Source organism: Pseudomonas sp. NPDC089392 (assembly GCF_044749595.1).
GTDB lineage: Bacteria > Pseudomonadota > Gammaproteobacteria > Pseudomonadales > Pseudomonadaceae > Aquipseudomonas.
Genome location: NZ_JBIVIF010000007.1, coordinates 120,841 through 138,675 on the forward strand (window position 1 = coordinate 120,841; position 17,835 = coordinate 138,675).

A 17,835-nucleotide genomic window follows, 5' to 3' on the forward strand; every position below is an offset into this window, starting at 1 on the left:
TCATTTCTCCGTGTTGGTTGGCGGCGCCGCTGCCGGCTGGCCGAGGGGCAGGCGCAGGGTAAAGCAGGTGCCCTGGCCGGGCGTGGACTGCACTTCCATCTGCCCCTTGTGGTTATTGGTGATGATGAAGTACGAGACTGACAGGCCCAGCCCGGTGCCCTGGCCGATTTCCTTGGTGGTGAAGAACGGTTCGAAGGTGCGTTTGCGCACCGCCTCGGGCATGCCGACGCCGTTGTCTTCGACCTGGATTTCCGCCCATGGCGGGTTCAGCCGGGTGCGCAGGGTGATGCGCCCGGGCTCGCTGGGCTGTGGCCGCTGGTGGATGGCTTGGGCCGCGTTCTTCAGCAGGTTGAGTAACACCTGCTCCAGCTCGTTGGCGGTGCAGGGCACTTGCCCAAGATTGGGGTCGAACTGGCGCACGATGGCCTGGCCCTTGAAGTCGAAGCCGATAGCCAGGTCGAAGTCGTTGCTGGCAATCTCCACCGCCTGGTCGATCAGCGCTGGCAGTTCGCAGGGCGCCAGTTGGCGGTTGCTGCGGCGGCTGAAACTGAGCATGTGGGTGACAATCTTCGCGGCGCGGGCACCGGCTTGCTGGATGCCATCGAGCAGTTGCGGCACTTCGCGGCTTTCCAGGTAGCGGTTGACCGTGGGCAGGTCGATGTCCAGTTCTTCGGCCTGCTCCAGGTTGCGCGGCAGGTCTGGCGACAGGCGCCGGCGGATGTTTTGCACGTTGTGCAGGATGGCGCCCAGCGGGTTGTTGATCTCGTGGGCCATGCCGGCGGCCAGGCCACCGACCGAGAGCATCTTTTCCGACTGCACCATCATCTCTTCCAGCGACAGGCGCTGGGTGATGTCGTCGATGCGGATGACCACGCCGCGGCCACCGCCACCGGTCAGTGGGTAGAAGGTCAGGGCGTAGTGGCGCAGGTCATCGCCCTTAGGCCAGGTAACCCGTTCGATCTTCGCCACCCGGTGTTTTTCCACGGTTTCCTTCAGTTGCGGCAAAAACGGCTTGAGCGGCTCGAAGGCAATGAAGATCGGCTGGTTCAGCGCTTCGTCCAGGGGGGTGCCTGAAAGCACCGTGGCTTCGTGGTTCCATTGGGTCACGTAGAGCTGTTCGTCGAGGGCGATCAGCGCCGAGGGCATGGAGTCGATGATGCTGTTCAGGTAGTTCTGGAAGCCAGTGAGCTTTTTCTCGATCTTGCTGCGTACCTGGACTTCCAGCTCTAGCTTGCGGTTGGTGTGGCGGGTTTCTTCGGCCAGGCCCTGGGCCTGGTCGTAGGCATCCTGGAACTCGTCGCGGGTGCGCTTGAGCTGGTGCTCGCGGGCTTCGATGCGCGAAAGCATGGTGTTGAAGGCCTCGGCCAGGCTGCCGATTTCGTCGTCGTTGCCGCGCTGGGCGCGCAGGGCATAGCTTTCTTCGCGGGTAACCTGGCGGCTGAGCTCTTCAAGCTGGTTGATAGGCTGGGTGATCAGGCGCTTGATCTGCCGGGCGACGACGATCCACAGCAGAATGCTGAACACCAGGATGCCCAGGCTGGCGCTGAGGGTACCGGTGTAGAAAGCGGTGGGCAGTTCGCTGCTGGCCACCAGCAGCAGGTGCGCCGGCGGGTTGGCATCGCGCGGCATGCGGATCAGCTGGGTGCTGCGAAACTCCATCAGGCGCCAGCCGTCGATGTTGCGAAAACGCTTGGGCAGGGCCAGCGGCTCGCCGTGCTGCAACTGCGCCAGCATGCGGCCGTCGCCACCGTAGACGGCGGCAGCGCGCAGCGGTGTGTAGCTGTCCAGCTCCTTGAGCAACGCGCTGGCGGTTTCCGGGGTGTCGCCGGCGCGGGCTGACAGCTGCGGGTTGGCCACCAGCCGGCCGATGGTCTGCAGCGCCTGGGGCGCCATGCTTTCCTGGGTGATCCAGTAGGCCGCGCTGATGAAGGTGAGGTTGGCGACCAGCAGGATGGTCACCAGCAATACCAGCAGGGCCGCCAGCAGCTTCTGCCCGACCGGGAGGTTTTCCAGGCGTTGGCGCAAGGTCATAAACGAGGCAATGTCCGTATCCGGTTGTAAGGGCCGCGTCAGTCGCAGGGCAAGCCACGCATGCGCAGGTTTTCGACCAGGCGCTGCAGCAGGTGTTCCAGCTGCGGCAACTGCAAGCCATGACGGTCCGCGGCGCGGCAGGCATGGCCGAGCAGGTAATGCACCTCGGTGCGCCGGCCCGCGCGTACATCCTGGTACATGGAAGAGTAGTTGGCCGCAGTGGCGAGGATCACCCGCTGCACTTCTTCGTCCAGCCCGTCCGCCGCTTGCGGCTGGCCGCAGCGGCGCAGCAACTGGGCCAGTTCGGCGCACAGAGCTTCCACTTCACCCAGTTGCCCCAGCAGCCCACCATTCTGGCAGTCGTGCAGCACGGTCAGCGGGTTGATAGCGCAATTGAGCGCCAGTTTGCGCCACAGGCGGGTGAGGATATCCACCGTCCACTCGGCGGGGATGCCGGCCTGGTGCAGGTCATCGAACCAGGCCGGGATCGTCGGGTTGCGTGGGTCGCCCAGCCAGTTGAAACCGTGGCCGGCAAAGCGCACCTGCCAGTCACCCTCGCGGAATGCGCCTTCGGTGCTGGAGGCGAAGATGCAGCGCACATGCGGTACCAGGTCGGCGACTTCATCCTGGCTACCCAGGCCGTTCTGCAACAACAGCACTTCGGCACCTTCGGCCAGCCGTGGCGCCACGCCAGCAATGGCCGCTGCGGCGTCGTAGGCTTTGCAGGCCACCAGCAGGCGGTGGATCGGGCCATGCGCTTGTGCGGTTTCGGCGGGGATGGCGTAGTGGTGGGGCTGGTCCTGTTCGACCAAGGTCAGGCCGCCGGCCTTCTGGTAGGCCTGCAGGCGTTGCCCGTCACGCAGGATCAGGCGCACTGCCTTGCCTGCCCGCGCCAGGCGGCAGGCCCACAGGCTGCCTAGGCTACCGGCGCCGAGAATATGCCAGGTGCTGCTCATATGCGTTTCGCAACCCGTTATAATGAGCCCGCATTTTAACCGTCAAACCCAGCGCGCTCCATCGTCAGCCTGAGCGCGCTTTTATTTTGGGAGAACAACCATGCCTTCGTTCGACGTGGTATCGGAACTGGACAAGCACGAAGTGCAGAACGCGGTCGACAACGCCATCAAGGAGCTGGACCGCCGCTACGACCTCAAGGGCAAGGGCACCTTCGAGTTCAAGGACAAGGATCAGACCGTGATGCTCACCGCCGAGGAAGAGTTCCAGCTCGAAGCGATGCTGGAAATCCTGCGCCTGGCGCTGGTCAAGCGCAAGATCGACGTGAAGTGCCTGGAAACCAAAGACCCGTATCCTTCGGGCAAGGAAAAGAAACAGGAAGCCAAGTTCCGCGAAGGCATCGACAAGGACCTGGCGAAGAAGATCGTTGCCACCATCAAGGATGGCAAGCTGAAGGTGCAAGCCGCCATCCAGGGCGAGCAAGTGCGGGTAACCGGCAAGAAGCGTGACGACCTGCAGGAAGCCATTGCCCTGCTGCGCACCAAAGAGTTCGACATGCCGCTGCAGTTCAACAACTTCCGCGACTGATGCAGGTGCCGCCCGGAACCCCGATGGCCAAATGATGTCCATGGGGGCCGGGGCTGCGCAAACACGCGCGGCCTGTTCTACCGTGTACTTGCCGCTCGGCATCAGGAGATGAATATGGATTTGAACGCTGAAGTCGATCAGCTGGTCCGCCAATCGCAGACCTGGATCCCCTTGATCATGGAATACGGCAGCCGTGTGCTGCTGGCACTGCTGACCCTGGCGGTCGGCTGGTGGATCATCAACAAGATCAGCGCCCGGCTGGGCAAGCTGGTGGGCATGCGCAATGCCGATGTGGCGTTGCAAGGCTTCATCAGTACCCTGGCCAATATCGTCCTGAAGATTCTGCTGTTTGTCAGCGTTGCCTCGATGATCGGTATCGAGACCACTTCGTTCGTCGCCGCCATCGGTGCCGCGGGCCTGGCCATCGGCCTGGCATTGCAAGGCAGCCTGGCGAACTTCGCCGGTGGTGTGCTGATCCTGATGTTCCGCCCGTTCCGCATCGGTGACTGGATCGAAGCGCAGGGCGTGGCTGGCACCGTCGACAGCATCCAGATCTTCCACACCGTGCTGCGCACCGGTGATAACAAGACAGTGATCATGCCCAACGGCAGCCTGTCCAACGGCATCATCACCAACACCAACCGCCAGCCGACGCGCAAGGTGGTGTTCGACGTGGGTGTGGATTACGAGGCCGACCTGCAGAAAGCCCGTAATGTGCTGCTGGAACTGGCGAAAGACCCGCGGGTACTGCCAGACCCGGCACCGCAGGCGGTGGTGGCCACGCTGGGCGACAGCTCGATTACCGTATCGCTGCGCTTGTGGACCAAGACGTCCGATTACTGGGATGTGATGTTCATGCTCAACGAGCATGCGCGTGACCGGTTGAAGGCCGAAGGGATCGACATTCCGTTTCCGCAGCGGGTGATTCGTGTGGTGCAGGAGACTGCGGCGCAGTAACAACGACTGGAAGCCGGGGCCGCTTCGCGGCCCTTCGCGGGTGAACCCGCTCCTACAAAGACCGCGCCGCTCTTGAATGTGGCGCTGTCCCTTGTAGGAGCGGGTTCACCCGCGAAGGGGCGCGCAGCGGCCCCGCTTTTTTACACTTGTTCACAGCAAAACCCCGCCATTTCTGGCATATACCCTGACCCCACCTGCCACACCCGATACGCCATCATGAAACCACTGCTGTACATCACTCCGCTGCGCGCCTTGTTGTTCGGCCTGACCCTGGCCCTGTTCGAGCTGCTCACCTACCTGGCCAGCGACGCAGTCATGCCGGCCATGCCGGTAGTGGTCGGCGACCTGAACGCCAGCCCCGAATACATCCCTCATGCCCTCAACTTGTACCTGCTGGGTGGCGTGGTGCTGCAATGGCTGATTGGTCCGCTGGCCGACCGTTATGGCCGGCGCCCGCTGCTGCTGGTTGGCTGCACGTTCTTCGGCCTGGCCTGCCTGGCCACGTTCTGGGTTCACGACATCGGCCTGTTCAACCTGCTGCGCCTGCTGCAGGGCATCGGTTTGGGCTTTGTGGTGACGGTCAGCTACCCGGCCCTGAACGAAGCCTTCAGCGAGGCGGACGCCGTGCGCATGATGGCCTTGCTGGCCAACATCGCCTTGCTGTCGCCGCTGCTCGGGCCGCTGGTGGGCACCTTGCTGTTGCAGTGGCTGGACTGGCGCTGGCTGTTCGTGGCCTTTGCCATCGGCGCGGTGCTGGCCTGGGTGCTGTTGTACCGCCTGATGCCGGAAACCCTGGGCGTGGAGCGCCGTGACGGCTCGCGCCTGGCGTTCACACCCATCCACTTGCTGCCGCTGCTGGCCGGGTATGCCCAGTTGCTGGCCAACCGGCGCTTCGTCGCTGGCAGCGCTGCCTTGGGCCTCGTCGGTTTGCCCTTGATTGGCTGGATTGGCCTGTCGCCGGTGCTGCTGATTCACGATGAGGGGCTGAGCACCATGGAATATGCCTTGTGGCAGCTGCCGGTGTTCGGTGGGCTGATCCTCGGCAACCTGATCATCAACCGCATCGCCGACCGCTATCCGCTGCCGGCCTTGGTGCGTGGCGCGTTGTGGCCGTACCTGGCCGGCCTGTGCCTGATGGTGCTGGCGACCTGGTACTGGCCGAGCGTGACCAGCGTGGTGGCGGGCATGTCGCTGTACGCGCTGGGGCTGGGCGTGGCCAATGCGGTGTTGTACCGCATGACGCTGTTCGCCAGCGATCAGAGCAAGGGCCTGGTTTCGGCCATGCTGGGGATGATCACCATTGCCTTGCTGGGGCTGGGCGGGGCGCTGCTGGCGATGATCGGGGCCGGTGCCAGCCTGCTGCACTTTGCCCTGGCTGCGGGGGTGGCGGGGGCCTTGGCGCTGTGGCCGCTGTGGTTTGTGGTGGGTGGGCGGCCTGGGGAAGGGGCTGTGGCTGAATAATCTGTATTGCCTGTACTGGCCTCTTCGCGGCGGTTCGACGCCTCGATGAACCCGCTCCTACAACGGCGTGCGATATCTGTGTAGGAGCGGGTTCATCGAGGCGTCGAACCGCCGCGAAGAGGCCGGTACAGGCGGTACAAATCTATCAGGGCCGCTCGGCCGCTGAATTTTCCTCTGCCACCGGCGTCCCCCGCCCAGCCTCCTGACGCCACTGCAGGGCAATCAGGATCAAGGTAGGCACACCCAGCAATGCAGTAATCAGGAAGAAGTCGTGATAACCGAACTTCTCCACCATCACCCCCGAATACCCGCCAATCAACCTCGGCAACAGCAGCATGATCGAACTGAGCAGCGCGTACTGGGTCGCCGAGAACTTCAGGTTGGTCAGGCTCGACAGGTAGGCGACAAAGGCCGAAGTGGCCATGCCGGAGCTGAAGTTGTCCAGCGAGATGGTCACCACCAGCATTTCCAGGTTCGGGCCCATGTCGGCCAGCATCAGGAACAGGATGTTGGTGCCGGCCGAGGCCACGCCGCCGATGAACAGGATCGGCATGATGCCGAAGCGCACGATCAGCAGGCCGCCGACCCCGGCGCCGACCAGGGTCATGATCAGGCCGAAGATCTTGCTGACGCTGGCGATCTGGTCCTTGGTAAAGCCCATGTCGATGTAGAACACGTTGGCCATCACGCCCATCACCGTGTCAGACATGCGATAGGTGGCGATCAGGCCGAGCAGCAGCAGGGCCTGCCAGCGGTAGCGGGCGATGAAGTCGTTGACCGGCGTCAGCACCGGGGCCAGGCCACGACGGCCCAGGCTCGACAGGCACGCCCACGACAGCAGCACGTAGAGGATCAGGCGCAGGAAGGCGCGGTCTTCCAGCAGCAGGTCCAGCGGCGTGGCATTACCAGAGACGACGCTGGACCAGCCGGTGTTGAACATCTGGGTGAAGCTGGCCGGTACCGACACCAGCAGAATGATCAGCACGAACACCGAAGCCAGCTGATGCACCAGCCCGTAGCGCGCAGCGGACAGCTGGGTACGCATGGGCACTGGCGGCTCGCGCATGATCAAGGTGGTGAACACGGCGGGCAGCATCATCACGCCGAACATGACGTAGGTGCCGGCCCAGGCCTTGTGCAGGTAGCTGAAGCCAGTGGAGCCGAACCATTCGGCGAAGAACAGTGCGCCGGCCGTGGCAAGCAGGGCGGCCACCCGGTAGCCGGCCATGTAACTGGCGGCCAGCGCGGCCTGGCGCTGGTCGTCGGCGATTTCCAGGCGGTAGGCGTCGACGGCGATGTCCTGGGTGGCCGAGGCGAACGCTACCAACACCGCCATGGCTATCAGCCATGAAAGGTGCTGTTGCGGGTCGCACAGGCTCATGCCGACCAACCCGATCACTACCAGCGACTGCGACAGCAGCAACCACGAACGCCGGCGCCCCAGGCCGCCTAGCAGCGGCAGGCGCCATTGGTCGAGCAGTGGCGACCACACCCACTTGAAGGCGTAGGCCAGGCCGATCAGGCTGGCGTAACCAATGGTCTCGCGGGCCACGCCAGCTTCGCGCAGCCACACCGACAGGGTCGAGAACACCAGCATGTAGGGCAGGCCGGCGGCGAAACCGAGCAGCAAAAGTACCAGGGTTGACGGGCTGGCATAGGCAGCAAGCGCAGCGCGCCAGGTTTTACGGGGCATGGGCCAACATCTGCCTCAAGTTTGCTAAAACAAAGCGCGCACTCTAACCGCTGTGCTCCATTGGGCGCCAGCCATGGCGCGTCATATCCACACGATTGTTGGTTACATTTACACCCTCCGCACGTAATCGCGCCCGTTGTTCATCCCCCGATGGGGTGCCCAGTGCCAGGCTCAACCGGCCGCCCGCGCCAAGCACCCGGTGCCAGGGCAGGCGGGTGTCTGCGGGCAACTGCCCAAGGGTACGCCCGACCCAGCGCGCCGCTCGCCCAAGCCCCGCCAGCTCGGCCAGTTGGCCATAGCTCACCACCTTGCCCGCCGGCACTTGGCCGAGTACCGAATAGAGCGCCGTTCGTCGGCCCTCGGCGGAGTCGAGGGCGTGCTCATATCCATCTGACATCACGCCCCCCTTGGGCTGCAGATGAAACCGGACCGGTGGTCGGGTAAATGAGAGTTGAACTCAACGGCATGCTTCGGGTCTGTCCTTGCTCTGGTCGTCGGTATCTGGATAATGCCCGGCTTTTTTCGTCAAATCGAACCCGTACCCTGCTTATGTATTCTAGATCGTTGTTGTGCCTGCTAGCTCTTTCCCTGTGTGCCTCCCCGGTGTTCGCCGATACCGTGTGGATGAAGAACGGCGACCGGCTTAGCGGCAAGATCAAAGTGTTCGATGGCGGCAAGCTGCTGCTGGAAACCCCGTACGGCGGGTCCATCGCCCTTGACTGGAAGCAGGTCCAGACCCTGGAGAGCGACCAGGAAATGCTGGTCAAGCAGGACGCCTATACCGGTGAGAAGGCCAAGTCGCTGAAGGCCGCCGAGCCTGGCAAGGTGACCCTGGCCAATGGCGAGGCGCCCAAGACCGTGGAGCTGGCCAGCATCGAGCAGATCATGAAGCCCAAGCCGCTGGTCGAGGACTTCGTCTGGAAAGGCAACGTCGACGTGGCGCTGGACTACAAGCGCGCCGAGAACGACACCGACGACTATGACATCGGCTTCAAGACCACGGCCCGTCATGGCCGCTGGCGGCACAACGCCGAAGGCGAATACAACCGCGAAACCAAGGACGACGTCACCACCACCGACAACTGGAGCGCCGAGTACGCGCTTGACCGCTTCCTTACCGAGAAGTGGTTTTGGCAGGGCCGTGCGGAATACAAGCGCGACCGCATCGAAGACCTGGCTCGTCAGCGCACCGTGGGTACCGGCCCGGGTTACCAGTTCTGGGACGACGAACTGGGCGCGTTCTCGCTGGGTTCGCTGATCAACCGCACCGACTTCGAATACCAGGATGGCAGCAAGGACAATTTCTACTCCGCTGCGGTGAAGTGGGATTACACCCGCTACCTGATCGGCAAGAACGTGCAGTTGTTCACCAACGGCGAATTCGCCAAGCCACTGGGTGGCGTGGCCGACTATTCGCTGGATGCCGAGGTGGGCCTGCGCTACAAGGTCACCGAGTGGGCCTCGCTCAACCTCAAGGCCGAGCGCGACATCATCAGCGGAACGCGTGACAGTGACCTGGAGAAAACGCGCTATACCGCCGGGTTCGGCGTTACCTGGTAAATCGCCGGGGGCGCCTTGCGCCCCTTTCGCGACACAAGGCCGCTCCTACAGGATTACGCGATCCCCTGTAGGAGCGGCCTTGTGTCGCGATGGGCCGCAAAGCGGCCCCATTGGCACTGGAACTGATAATGCTTATCTTGTCTCCTATCCAGCCATCCACCAGGAGCCGCCCCCACGTGAGTACCAACGCCATCCGCCCCGCCCGGGAACTGCTGCTCAAGGAATACCGCGGCGTGCTCTCGACCCATTCCAAGTCGATGCCCGGCTACCCCTTCGGCTCGGTCGTGCCGTACTGCCTTGATGCTCAGGGCAACCCGCTGATCCTCATCAGCCGCATTGCCCAGCACACCCACAACCTGCAGAAAGACCCCAAGTGCTCGCTGCTGGTAGGGGAGCGCGAGGCCGAGGATGTGCAGGCTGTTGGCCGCCTGACGGTAATGGCCGAAGCGCACAAGCTGGTCGACGAGGCCGCCGTCGAGGCCGCCGCCGAACGCTACTACCGCTACTTCCCGGACGCTGCCAACTACCACAAGGCCCACGACTTCGACTTCTGGGTGCTGCAGCCAGTGCGCCACCGCTATATCGGCGGTTTCGGCGCGATCCACTGGCTGGACCAGGTGACCTTGGCCAACCCGTTCGCCGGCAAGGCCGAGGCGAGCATGGTCGAACACATGAACAGCGACCACGCCAACGCCATCGCCCATTATGTGGCGCTGACCGACTTGCCACGTCATGCGCCAGCGCAGTTGGCCGGGGTAGACAGCGAGGGCATGCACCTGCGCATCGGCCAGGGCGTCTACTGGTTGCCTTTCCCAAGTACTTGCAACACCCCGACACAAGTGCGCGAAGCCTTGGTTTTGCTGGCGCGCGCTGACCAGTGGCCGGTTGCGACGCAAGTCGAGGGTTGAAAAAACGGGCACTCGCATCCACCTGTAGGTCTTACAGGAAGGTTCTCTTCCGACGAGGAATGCTTTGATGCGTGCTTTTCTACTGTTGCTTCTGCTGTTTCCTGTGCTGGAGCTGTTCGTATTCGTCAAGGTCAGCGCGGCCATCGGGTTCTTCCCGGCGCTGCTGCTGATCATCGCCGGCTCCGCCTTGGGTGTGCTGGTAATGCGCGTGGCCGGCCTGGCCACTGCGTTGCGTGCCCGTGAAAGCCTGCAGCGCGGCGAACTGCCCGCCGAGGACATGTTCCAGGGTTTGATGATGGCCGTAGGTGGCGGTTTGCTGCTGTTGCCCGGGTTCATCAGCGACGTGCTCGGCGTGCTGTGCCTGCTGCCATTCACCCGCCGCCTGGCTGCGCGCAAGATGCGTGAGCGTGCCGAGGCACAGACTATGCGCCAGCGTGCGTTCCAGGACGACCCGTTCCAGGCGCAGCCTCGTGATGGCGGCCAGCGGCCGAATGTGATCGAAGGCGAGTACGAGCGTCGCGACAAGTAATACCCGGGGGCCGCTTCGCGCCCCATTCGCGGCACAAGGCCGCTTCCACAACCTCCTGTGGGAGCGGCCTTGTGCCGCGAATGGGGCGCGAAGCGGCCCCAGCTTTTTGCGTGATCCACCGGCTAATGAAAAATTTTCTGATACAAGCCTTGTAATTGAATATGGCGGCCTCATGTATGTCGTCACCGCAAGGTTTCTGGTGGCAACGCCAGGCATGACACAGGTGGTTCGCCCTTTGCGGGCCACTCCCCGGCAACGCCGGACAGCATCAACCCGCCGGTTTCGATACCGGCCGATGAAAACCACAATTTGGGAGAGATCGACAATGAAGCTTCGTCCTCTGCATGACCGCGTAGTCATCCGTCGCAGCGAAGAAGAATCGAAAACCGCTGGCGGTATCGTCCTGCCGGGTTCGGCCGCTGAAAAACCAAACCGCGGCGAAGTCGTTGCTGTTGGCACTGGTCGCGTCCTGGAAAACGGCGAAGTACGTGCACTGGCCGTTAAAGTCGGTGACAAAGTGGTTTTCGGCCCTTACTCGGGCAGCAACACCGTGAAAGTCGATGGCGAAGACCTGCTGGTCATGGCCGAGAACGAAATCCTGGCCGTTATCGAAGGCTGATTTCCCCGACTTCCCGTTACTCCAAAGAATTCCAAGGATTAAACGATCATGGCTGCTAAAGACGTAAAATTCGGCGACTCCGCTCGTAAGAAAATGCTGGTTGGTGTCAACGTTCTGGCTGACGCGGTAAAAGCGACCCTCGGCCCGAAAGGCCGTAACGTGGTGCTGGCCAAGAGCTTCGGCGCGCCGACCATCACCAAGGACGGCGTTTCCGTCGCCAAAGAAATCGAGCTGAAAGACGCCTTCGAAAACATGGGCGCCCAGCTGGTCAAGGAAGTTGCTTCCAAGGCCAACGACGCTGCCGGTGACGGCACCACCACCGCTACCGTTCTGGCTCAGGCCATCGTCAACGAAGGCCTGAAAGCCGTCGCTGCCGGCATGAACCCGATGGACCTGAAGCGCGGTATCGACAAGGCCACTGCTGCCGTTGTTGCCGAGCTGAAGAACCTGTCCAAGCCATGCGCCGACTCCAAGGCCATCGCCCAGGTAGGTACCATCTCTGCCAACTCCGACAACTCCATCGGTGAAATCATCGCCGAAGCCATGGAAAAAGTCGGTAAAGAAGGCGTGATCACCGTTGAAGAAGGCTCGGGCCTGGAAAACGAACTGTCTGTCGTAGAAGGCATGCAGTTCGACCGTGGCTATCTGTCGCCATACTTCGTCAACAAGCCAGACACCATGGTTGCCGAGCTGGAAGGCCCGCTGCTGCTGCTGGTCGACAAGAAAATCTCCAACATCCGTGAGCTGCTGCCAGTGCTGGAAGCCGTTGCCAAGGCCGGCCGCCCACTGCTGATCGTTGCCGAAGACGTTGAAGGCGAAGCGCTGGCTACCCTGGTAGTCAACAACATGCGCGGCATCGTCAAGGTTGCTGCGGTCAAGGCACCAGGCTTCGGCGACCGCCGCAAGGCCATGCTGCAGGACATCGCCGTCCTGACCGGCGGCCAGGTCATCTCCGAAGAAATCGGCCTGTCCCTGGAAACCGCCACCCTGGAACACCTGGGTAACGCCAAGCGCGTCATCCTGTCCAAGGAAAACACCACCATCATCGATGGTGCTGGCGCTGACACCGAGATCGAAGCACGCGTTAAACAGATCCGTGCCCAGATCGAAGAAACTTCCTCGGACTACGACCGTGAGAAGCTGCAAGAGCGTCTGGCCAAGCTGGCTGGCGGTGTTGCCGTGATCAAGGTCGGTGCCGGCACCGAAGTTGAAATGAAAGAGAAGAAAGCCCGCGTTGAAGACGCCCTGCATGCTACCCGTGCAGCCGTTGAAGAAGGCGTGGTACCTGGCGGTGGTGTTGCCCTGGTTCGCGCCCTGTCGGCCATCGTTGACCTGAAAGGCGACAACGAAGACCAGAACGTCGGTATCGCCCTGCTGCGTCGCGCTGTCGAAGCCCCGCTGCGCCAGATCACTGCCAACGCCGGCGACGAGCCAAGCGTTGTGGCTGACAAGGTCAAGCAAGGTTCGGGTAACTTCGGTTACAACGCTGCTACCGGCGAATACGGCGACATGATCGAGATGGGCATCCTGGACCCAGCCAAGGTCACCCGTTCGGCCCTGCAAGCTGCTGCTTCGATCGGCGGTCTGATGATCACCACCGAAGCCATGATTGCTGACGCTCCGAGCGAAGCCCCAGCTGGCGGCGGCATGCCAGACATGGGCGGCATGGGTGGCATGGGCGGCATGATGTAAGCCAGCCTTACCCCCTGCACCATCAAAAAGCCCCGGTTCGCGAGAACCGGGGCTTTTTGTTTTGCCTGTACCGGCCTGTTCGCGGCGGTTCGGCGCCCCGATGAACCCGCTCCCACAGGTATCGCACCGATCTCAAGGGCAGCGCCGAACCTGTGGGAGCGGGTTTACCCGCGAATCAGGCGACGCTACGTTCGGCGACTGGCGCTTTCACCATTCCCCGCCGATACAGGATAAGGTAATACGACCCCAACCCGATCAACCAGCAGAACACCCCCGTCCACACGTTGTGCGACAAGAAGTGTGCCCCCTGCATCATCCGCCCTACGCCAAGTACCGAGCCGGCTACCAAGGCCACGACAAACGCCACACGTGCCAGCCGTGGCTTGCGATCACGCAACATGAAGAACAAACCAAACAGGCAGAACCCGGTAGCAGCATGCCCGCCTGGCCAGCACAGCCCAGGCTTGTTGGTAGCCGGCCGCGGCTCCAGCAGCTTGCTGTAGGTCTCGGTGCCGCCAAACTGGGTCAGGCTCCACGGGCACTGCACCTGGGTCACCTTCTTCAGCGGTGTGACAAACGCCGTGGACAGACCCAGGGCCAGCACCAGGCAGCCCAGTTCGCGGCGCCAGCCGAACAGGCGTTTCACGGAGAAGCTTGCGGCAAAGGTCAGCAGCGAAATCACCCCCAGCAGGATCACCACTTGCTTGACCCGGTCATGCAGAATGTTTTCCAGCCAATAGCTGTGGCGGCCAATAAACTCGCCGGCAGCGGGGTCGAAGAACAGGTTGGCGATATCCATGTCGACTGAAGTCAGCTCCAACAGGATCAAGGCCAGCGCGGTCGCCAGGGGTATACCCAGGTACAGCCAGAAATTGATCGGGCGTGGGCGGGTTGGTTGCTGCATGACGGCTCCAGGGCACGAAAAAGATCGGGCATTGTCGGCCGCCCGCTATCCTGTGTCCGTGAAGGATCAGTGAAAAAACCGTCAAGTGCGGTGAAATTTCCCTGGGGCTGGCACCGTGCAGGCATAGGCCTTAAGCTGCGCCTGCCGCGCACCACTGCGAGAAGCACCGCACAGGAGAAACCGATGCGCATTCTTTTGGTTGAAGACAACCGCGATATCCTGGCCAACCTGGCCGATTACCTGGGCATGAAGGGCTACACCGTCGACTGCGCCCAGGATGGCCTGTCCGGCCTGCACCTGGCGGCCACCGAGCATTACGACCTGATCGTGCTGGACATCATGTTGCCCGGCATCGACGGCTATACCCTGTGCAAGCGCTTGCGCGAGGACGCCCGCCGCGACACGCCGGTGATCATGCTCACCGCCCGCGACCAGTTGGACGACCGCCTGCAAGGCTTCCGCTCCGGTGCCGACGATTACTTGCTCAAGCCCTTCGCCCTGTCGGAGCTGGCGGCACGCATCGAAGCGGTGCTGCGCCGTGCCCAAGGGGGCGGGCGCCGTACCCTGCAAGTGGCCGACCTCAGCTATGACCTCGACACCCTGGAGGTCAACCGCCAGGGCCGCTTGCTCAAGCTCAACCCGGTCGGCCTCAAGCTGCTGGCAGTGCTGATGCAGAAAAGCCCGCACGTTTTGCGCCGTGAAGTGCTTGAAGAAGCCCTGTGGGGCGATGATTGCCCCGACAGCGACAGCCTGCGCAGCCATGTGCACCAGCTGCGCCAGGTGATCGACAAACCGTTTGAAAAACCGCTGCTGCATACCGTCCATGGCGTCGGCTATCGCCTCGCCGAGGGCCGCGATGGAGTTTAAGCAAAGCCTCGCGCAGCGCATCATCATTGCCTTTGCCCTGATGAGTGCGCTGGTGGCCGGGGCCTTCGCCTTCGGCATTGTCGCCACCGTGCACCTGGTTGAAGAGCGGCTGATTTCCTCGGTATTGGGTGGTGACCTGCAGCGCCTGCTGCGCATGGACAGCGTCGGCGACTGGAGCCATCGGCCGCGCCCCGATCAACTGTTCTACTTCAGCGGTGGGCGTGACGACTTCGAGTTGCCCAAGGATTTGCGCCACCTCGATCGGGGCTTTCACGAGGTGTTCCGCGACCAGCTGTCGTACCACGCCATGGTCGAGATCGTCGATGGCCGCCGCTATGTGCTGCTGCAGGACCAGAGCGACTTCGAAGAACGTGAGCGCGTGCTGTTCGCCGTGGTGGTGGTGGGCTTTGTCCTCAGTCTGGTGTTGGCGGTCATCCTTGGCTGGCTGGTGGCACGCCGGGTAATGGCCCCGGTGGTTCGCCTGGCGCGCCAGGTGCGGCACCGTGACCAGTTGCTTGGCCTTGCCCCGCCGTTGGCGCCGGATTATGCCGCGGATGAAGTCGGCCAGCTGGCGGTGGCTTTCGACGATACCCTGGGCCGTCTGCGCGACGCGCTGACCCGTGAACGGCTGTTCACCAGCGACGTCAGCCACGAACTGCGCACGCCCTTGATGGTGCTGGCCACCTCATGTGAACTGCTGATGGAGAACCCGACGCTGGATGCCCGTTCACGCAGCCAGGTGGAGCGCGTGGCGCGCGCCACCGAGGAAATGCGTGAATTGGTCAAGACCTTCCTGATGCTGGCCCGGGCGCAGCGCGACGAAGGTGCGGTGGCATCGCGGGCGACCCTGCGTGAAGTGGCCGAAGAGCTGGTCGGTGTATGGCGTGACACCATCGAGCAAAAGGGCCTCAAGCTGTATTTCGACGGCCGCGTCAGCGCCAGTCCGGTGCTGTACAACGCCACGTTCCTGCAGTCGGTGATGGGCAACCTGCTGCGCAATGCCGCCCACTACACCGACGGCGGCTATATCCGCCTGAGCCTGGAGGCCAATGGCTTCAGTGTTGAGGACAGCGGCGTGGGTATCCCTGAAGAGCAGCGCGAGGCGATGTTCCGGCCGTTCGTACGGGGTGATGAGCGGCGTGGTGAAGGCCTGGGCCTGGGCCTGTCGCTGGTGCAGCGGATCTGTGACGACCAGGGCTGGCATGTCACCCTGACATCCACCTTGCCGCATGGTTGCCGTTTCCAGGTAGACCTGAGCAACACGGCGGCCAAAGGCGGCCCAGGGGCTTTGGCCAGTAGGGCCGAGTAATTTGTAGTAATACATTACTCGGTTCTTAACATTTTTTTCACATTGGCATGACCTGTTTCCAACGTCTGCCTACCTAATGTGGGAGGAATGGAGCCAGGAGATGCCCAATGCGTAACCCCATCAAGCTTGAGTTTTCCGAGAAGTACGACAAACAGCATGCCAAGGAGTACTTCCTCAAGCATCAGGATGGGCTGGCGCGGCGCCTTTCCCACAAACGCGATGAACAACTGGCGCGTCGCGCCCTGGCATTGGCAGGCGAACCTGGTCTGGTCCTTGACCTGCCATGCGGTGCCGGCCGCTTCTGGCCACTGCTCGCAGAAAAACCAAACCGGGTGATCATTGGTGCCGACAACTCCGAGGCGATGATCGAGACCGCTTGTACTGCGCAACCACCAGAGGTGGTGGCTCGGGTACGTCCATTGCAGACATCGGCGTTTGCCATCGACCTGCCAGACAATTCGGTGGACAGCATTTTCTGCATGCGCCTGTTCCACCACATCGGCGAAGCTGCGCACCGAAAGACCATTCTGTCGGAATTCCAGCGCGTCAGCCGTGATAGCGTGATTCTGTCGTTGTGGGTAGATGGCAACTTCAAAGCCTGGCGCCGGAAAAAGCTGGAGCAGCGCCGCAGCGCCAAGGCTGAACAGGACAATTACCAGAACCGTTTCGTGCTACCGGCCGATACGGTCGAAGAAGAATTCAGGGCCGCCGGCTTCAGAATCCAGGAACGCCTCGACTTCCTGCCGTTCTATGCCATGTGGCGGGTCTATGTATTGCGCAAGGGGTAGTGTTTGATGGCTGAAGCCCAGAAAGGGGAGTCGCGGTTCGATTTTTACTGGCGCCAGCAGGGCGAGTGGGTCGAGGAGCCTAACCAGCGGCGTGGTGGCGAGAGTGGCGTGCAACGCCTGAACGATGCCAGCGGCAAGCTACTGTATGCCAAGCGTCAGGTCGGGCATATCTACCGCAGCCTGTTGCACCCTTTCGGCCGGCCGACTGTATTGCGTGAGCTCGATGCGCTGAACAGCTTCGAGCAGCTGGGTGTGCGTGTACCACGCATCGTCTTCTGTGGTGCCGAGCGCGATGCCGACCACCAATGGCGGGCGTTGCTGGTAAGCGAAGCGCTGGATGGTTTCGTCGAGCTCGACACCTGGCACGCCGAAGGTGCACGTGAGCGTTACCCGCAGGTGGTGCATGAGCGCATGCTCAAGGACCTGGCGGACAACCTGGCGCGCATGCACCTGGGGCACTGGCAGCACGGCTGTCTGTATGGCAAGCACGTATTCATCAAGGTAATTGGCGAAGGCGAGCAGGCCCGGGTCGAGGTGGCATTGCTGGACCTGGAGAAATGCCGGCGGCGCATCAGTTGCCAGCGTGCGGCGGGCAATGACCTCAGTCAGCTGCGTCGCCATTCGTCGTTGAACGATGCAGAGTGGCAGTCGCTGCTCTATTTTTACCAGATGGCGTTTGGCAGCGTTGTCAAAGGGTTAGGGCAATGAAACTAGAAATAGCTCGAGCTTTATTCCTGATAGCTGGCCTGGCGGTGACCACCGTGGCGGTGGCTGCTTGGGAAGAGCCGAGGCCGACAGTGTTCAGCAAGGCCGAGATGGCCGACCAGTGCGCCTTGCCGCGGGATGAGAAACCGCAGCTGCATGCCAAGGTCGCGCCGGATCAGGACCTGTTGCTGTTCCTGTTCGGCATGCGCCAGGGGTTGCGGCCGTTTGGCTGAACACGGTGTGAGCTAGAAATGCCAGAGGCCCCGCTAA

At 62.4% G+C, this 17,835-nt stretch carries 18 protein-coding genes; 13 read left to right on the forward strand and 5 right to left on the reverse strand.

The features are described from left to right. Positions 1 to 2,031, reverse strand: a complete 2,031-nt coding sequence (locus ACIP1G_RS09425) for an ATP-binding protein (RefSeq protein WP_400735782.1) — start codon at positions 2,029 to 2,031, stop codon at positions 1 to 3. 38 nt (positions 2,032 to 2,069) lie between these two features. Further along, positions 2,070 to 2,987: a putative 2-dehydropantoate 2-reductase gene (locus ACIP1G_RS09430; protein WP_400735785.1), complete on the reverse strand. Its 918-nt coding sequence runs from the start codon at positions 2,985 to 2,987 to the stop codon at positions 2,070 to 2,072. 100 nt (positions 2,988 to 3,087) lie between these two features. Between ACIP1G_RS09430 and ACIP1G_RS09435 the strand changes: the two genes are divergently transcribed. The 3 genes from ACIP1G_RS09435 to ACIP1G_RS09445 all read left to right on the forward strand — a co-directional run bounded on the left by ACIP1G_RS09435 (position 3,088) and on the right by ACIP1G_RS09445 (position 5,991). Continuing rightward, on the forward strand, positions 3,088 to 3,573 hold the full coding sequence (locus ACIP1G_RS09435; RefSeq protein ID WP_016488946.1) for a YajQ family cyclic di-GMP-binding protein: 486 nt from the start codon (positions 3,088 to 3,090) through the stop codon (positions 3,571 to 3,573). A 114-nt stretch (positions 3,574 to 3,687) separates the two neighbouring features. Continuing rightward, on the forward strand, positions 3,688 to 4,530 hold the full coding sequence (locus ACIP1G_RS09440) for a mechanosensitive ion channel family protein (protein WP_400735788.1): 843 nt from the start codon (positions 3,688 to 3,690) through the stop codon (positions 4,528 to 4,530). Positions 4,531 to 4,746: 216 nt separating this feature from the next. Next, on the forward strand, positions 4,747 to 5,991 hold the full coding sequence (locus ACIP1G_RS09445; RefSeq protein ID WP_400735791.1) for an MFS transporter: 1,245 nt from the start codon (positions 4,747 to 4,749) through the stop codon (positions 5,989 to 5,991). A 145-nt stretch (positions 5,992 to 6,136) separates the two neighbouring features. On the opposite strand, the gene ACIP1G_RS09450 is transcribed toward ACIP1G_RS09445, so the two are convergent. Together ACIP1G_RS09450 and ACIP1G_RS09455 are read right to left on the reverse strand one after the other, a co-directional pair. Next, positions 6,137 to 7,684 carry an AmpG family muropeptide MFS transporter gene (locus tag ACIP1G_RS09450; RefSeq protein ID WP_400735794.1) on the reverse strand — a complete coding sequence of 516 codons (1,548 nt, stop codon included), beginning with the start codon at positions 7,682 to 7,684 and terminating at the stop codon, positions 6,137 to 6,139. A 43-nt stretch (positions 7,685 to 7,727) separates the two neighbouring features. Then, entirely contained in the window at positions 7,728 to 8,081 is a 354-nt protein-coding gene (locus tag ACIP1G_RS09455) for an MGMT family protein (RefSeq protein ID WP_085592113.1), read from the reverse strand. A gap of 152 nt (positions 8,082 to 8,233) precedes the next feature. Between ACIP1G_RS09455 and ACIP1G_RS09460 the strand changes: the two genes are divergently transcribed. The 5 genes from ACIP1G_RS09460 to groL all read left to right on the forward strand — a co-directional run bounded on the left by ACIP1G_RS09460 (position 8,234) and on the right by groL (position 12,992). Further along, positions 8,234 to 9,244 carry a DUF481 domain-containing protein gene (locus ACIP1G_RS09460; RefSeq protein ID WP_400735798.1) on the forward strand — a complete coding sequence of 337 codons (1,011 nt, stop codon included), beginning with the start codon at positions 8,234 to 8,236 and terminating at the stop codon, positions 9,242 to 9,244. Between the two features lie 176 nt (positions 9,245 to 9,420). Beyond that, positions 9,421 to 10,152 (forward strand): HugZ family protein, encoded by a 732-nt coding sequence (locus ACIP1G_RS09465; RefSeq protein WP_400735801.1) that lies wholly within the window; start codon positions 9,421 to 9,423, stop codon positions 10,150 to 10,152. 67 nt (positions 10,153 to 10,219) lie between these two features. Then, positions 10,220 to 10,681 (forward strand): FxsA family protein, encoded by a 462-nt coding sequence (locus ACIP1G_RS09470; RefSeq protein WP_400735804.1) that lies wholly within the window; start codon positions 10,220 to 10,222, stop codon positions 10,679 to 10,681. 325 nt (positions 10,682 to 11,006) lie between these two features. After that, the gene (locus tag ACIP1G_RS09475; protein WP_009684394.1) at positions 11,007 to 11,300 is read left to right on the forward strand and encodes a co-chaperone GroES; all 294 of its coding nucleotides are present in this window, start codon (positions 11,007 to 11,009) and stop codon (positions 11,298 to 11,300) included. A gap of 48 nt (positions 11,301 to 11,348) precedes the next feature. Then, on the forward strand, positions 11,349 to 12,992 hold the full coding sequence (groL, locus tag ACIP1G_RS09480) for a chaperonin GroEL (RefSeq protein ID WP_400735807.1): 1,644 nt from the start codon (positions 11,349 to 11,351) through the stop codon (positions 12,990 to 12,992). Between the two features lie 175 nt (positions 12,993 to 13,167). Here the strand turns inward: groL and ACIP1G_RS09485 are convergent, their stop codons facing one another. Next, the gene (locus ACIP1G_RS09485; protein WP_400735810.1) at positions 13,168 to 13,896 is read right to left on the reverse strand and encodes a phosphatase PAP2 family protein; all 729 of its coding nucleotides are present in this window, start codon (positions 13,894 to 13,896) and stop codon (positions 13,168 to 13,170) included. Positions 13,897 to 14,079: 183 nt separating this feature from the next. Between ACIP1G_RS09485 and colR the strand changes: the two genes are divergently transcribed. The 5 genes from colR (at position 14,080) to ACIP1G_RS09510 (ending at position 17,798) form a co-directional block, all read left to right on the forward strand. After that, entirely contained in the window at positions 14,080 to 14,763 is a 684-nt protein-coding gene (gene colR, locus ACIP1G_RS09490) for a two-component system response regulator ColR (protein ID WP_346642495.1), read from the forward strand. After that, on the forward strand, positions 14,753 to 16,072 hold the full coding sequence (locus ACIP1G_RS09495; protein WP_400735813.1) for a sensor histidine kinase: 1,320 nt from the start codon (positions 14,753 to 14,755) through the stop codon (positions 16,070 to 16,072). Before colR ends, ACIP1G_RS09495 begins: the two co-directional genes overlap by 11 nt. 107 nt (positions 16,073 to 16,179) lie before the next feature. Next, positions 16,180 to 16,860, forward strand: coding sequence for a class I SAM-dependent methyltransferase (locus ACIP1G_RS09500; protein WP_346642497.1), 681 nt, complete (start codon positions 16,180 to 16,182; stop codon positions 16,858 to 16,860). A gap of 6 nt (positions 16,861 to 16,866) precedes the next feature. Continuing rightward, positions 16,867 to 17,568: a lipopolysaccharide kinase InaA family protein gene (locus ACIP1G_RS09505; RefSeq protein WP_400735817.1), complete on the forward strand. Its 702-nt coding sequence runs from the start codon at positions 16,867 to 16,869 to the stop codon at positions 17,566 to 17,568. Further along, positions 17,565 to 17,798, forward strand: coding sequence for a hypothetical protein (locus ACIP1G_RS09510; protein ID WP_400735820.1), 234 nt, complete (start codon positions 17,565 to 17,567; stop codon positions 17,796 to 17,798). The genes ACIP1G_RS09505 and ACIP1G_RS09510 overlap by 4 nt, the downstream gene beginning before the upstream one ends. Positions 17,799 to 17,835 lie beyond the last annotated feature (37 nt).

Excerpts from the sequence above, each read along its gene's own strand:
- ACIP1G_RS09425 (WP_400735782.1), bottom strand. The coding sequence starts at position 2,031 with ATGACCTTGCGCCAACGCCTGGAAAACCTCCCGGTCGGGCAGAAGCTG.
- ACIP1G_RS09430 (WP_400735785.1), bottom strand. The coding sequence starts at position 2,987 with ATGAGCAGCACCTGGCATATTCTCGGCGCCGGTAGCCTAGGCAGCCTG.
- ACIP1G_RS09435 (WP_016488946.1), top strand. The coding sequence starts at position 3,088 with ATGCCTTCGTTCGACGTGGTATCGGAACTGGACAAGCACGAAGTGCAG.
- ACIP1G_RS09440 (WP_400735788.1), top strand. The coding sequence starts at position 3,688 with ATGGATTTGAACGCTGAAGTCGATCAGCTGGTCCGCCAATCGCAGACC.
- ACIP1G_RS09445 (WP_400735791.1), top strand. The coding sequence starts at position 4,747 with ATGAAACCACTGCTGTACATCACTCCGCTGCGCGCCTTGTTGTTCGGC.
- ACIP1G_RS09450 (WP_400735794.1), bottom strand. The coding sequence starts at position 7,684 with ATGCCCCGTAAAACCTGGCGCGCTGCGCTTGCTGCCTATGCCAGCCCG.
- ACIP1G_RS09455 (WP_085592113.1), bottom strand. The coding sequence starts at position 8,081 with ATGTCAGATGGATATGAGCACGCCCTCGACTCCGCCGAGGGCCGACGA.
- ACIP1G_RS09460 (WP_400735798.1), top strand. The coding sequence starts at position 8,234 with ATGTATTCTAGATCGTTGTTGTGCCTGCTAGCTCTTTCCCTGTGTGCC.
- ACIP1G_RS09470 (WP_400735804.1), top strand. The coding sequence starts at position 10,220 with ATGCGTGCTTTTCTACTGTTGCTTCTGCTGTTTCCTGTGCTGGAGCTG.
- ACIP1G_RS09475 (WP_009684394.1), top strand. The coding sequence starts at position 11,007 with ATGAAGCTTCGTCCTCTGCATGACCGCGTAGTCATCCGTCGCAGCGAA.
- groL (WP_400735807.1), top strand. The coding sequence starts at position 11,349 with ATGGCTGCTAAAGACGTAAAATTCGGCGACTCCGCTCGTAAGAAAATG.
- ACIP1G_RS09485 (WP_400735810.1), bottom strand. The coding sequence starts at position 13,896 with ATGCAGCAACCAACCCGCCCACGCCCGATCAATTTCTGGCTGTACCTG.
- colR (WP_346642495.1), top strand. The coding sequence starts at position 14,080 with ATGCGCATTCTTTTGGTTGAAGACAACCGCGATATCCTGGCCAACCTG.
- ACIP1G_RS09495 (WP_400735813.1), top strand. The coding sequence starts at position 14,753 with ATGGAGTTTAAGCAAAGCCTCGCGCAGCGCATCATCATTGCCTTTGCC.
- ACIP1G_RS09500 (WP_346642497.1), top strand. The coding sequence starts at position 16,180 with ATGCGTAACCCCATCAAGCTTGAGTTTTCCGAGAAGTACGACAAACAG.
- ACIP1G_RS09505 (WP_400735817.1), top strand. The coding sequence starts at position 16,867 with ATGGCTGAAGCCCAGAAAGGGGAGTCGCGGTTCGATTTTTACTGGCGC.
- ACIP1G_RS09510 (WP_400735820.1), top strand. The coding sequence starts at position 17,565 with ATGAAACTAGAAATAGCTCGAGCTTTATTCCTGATAGCTGGCCTGGCG.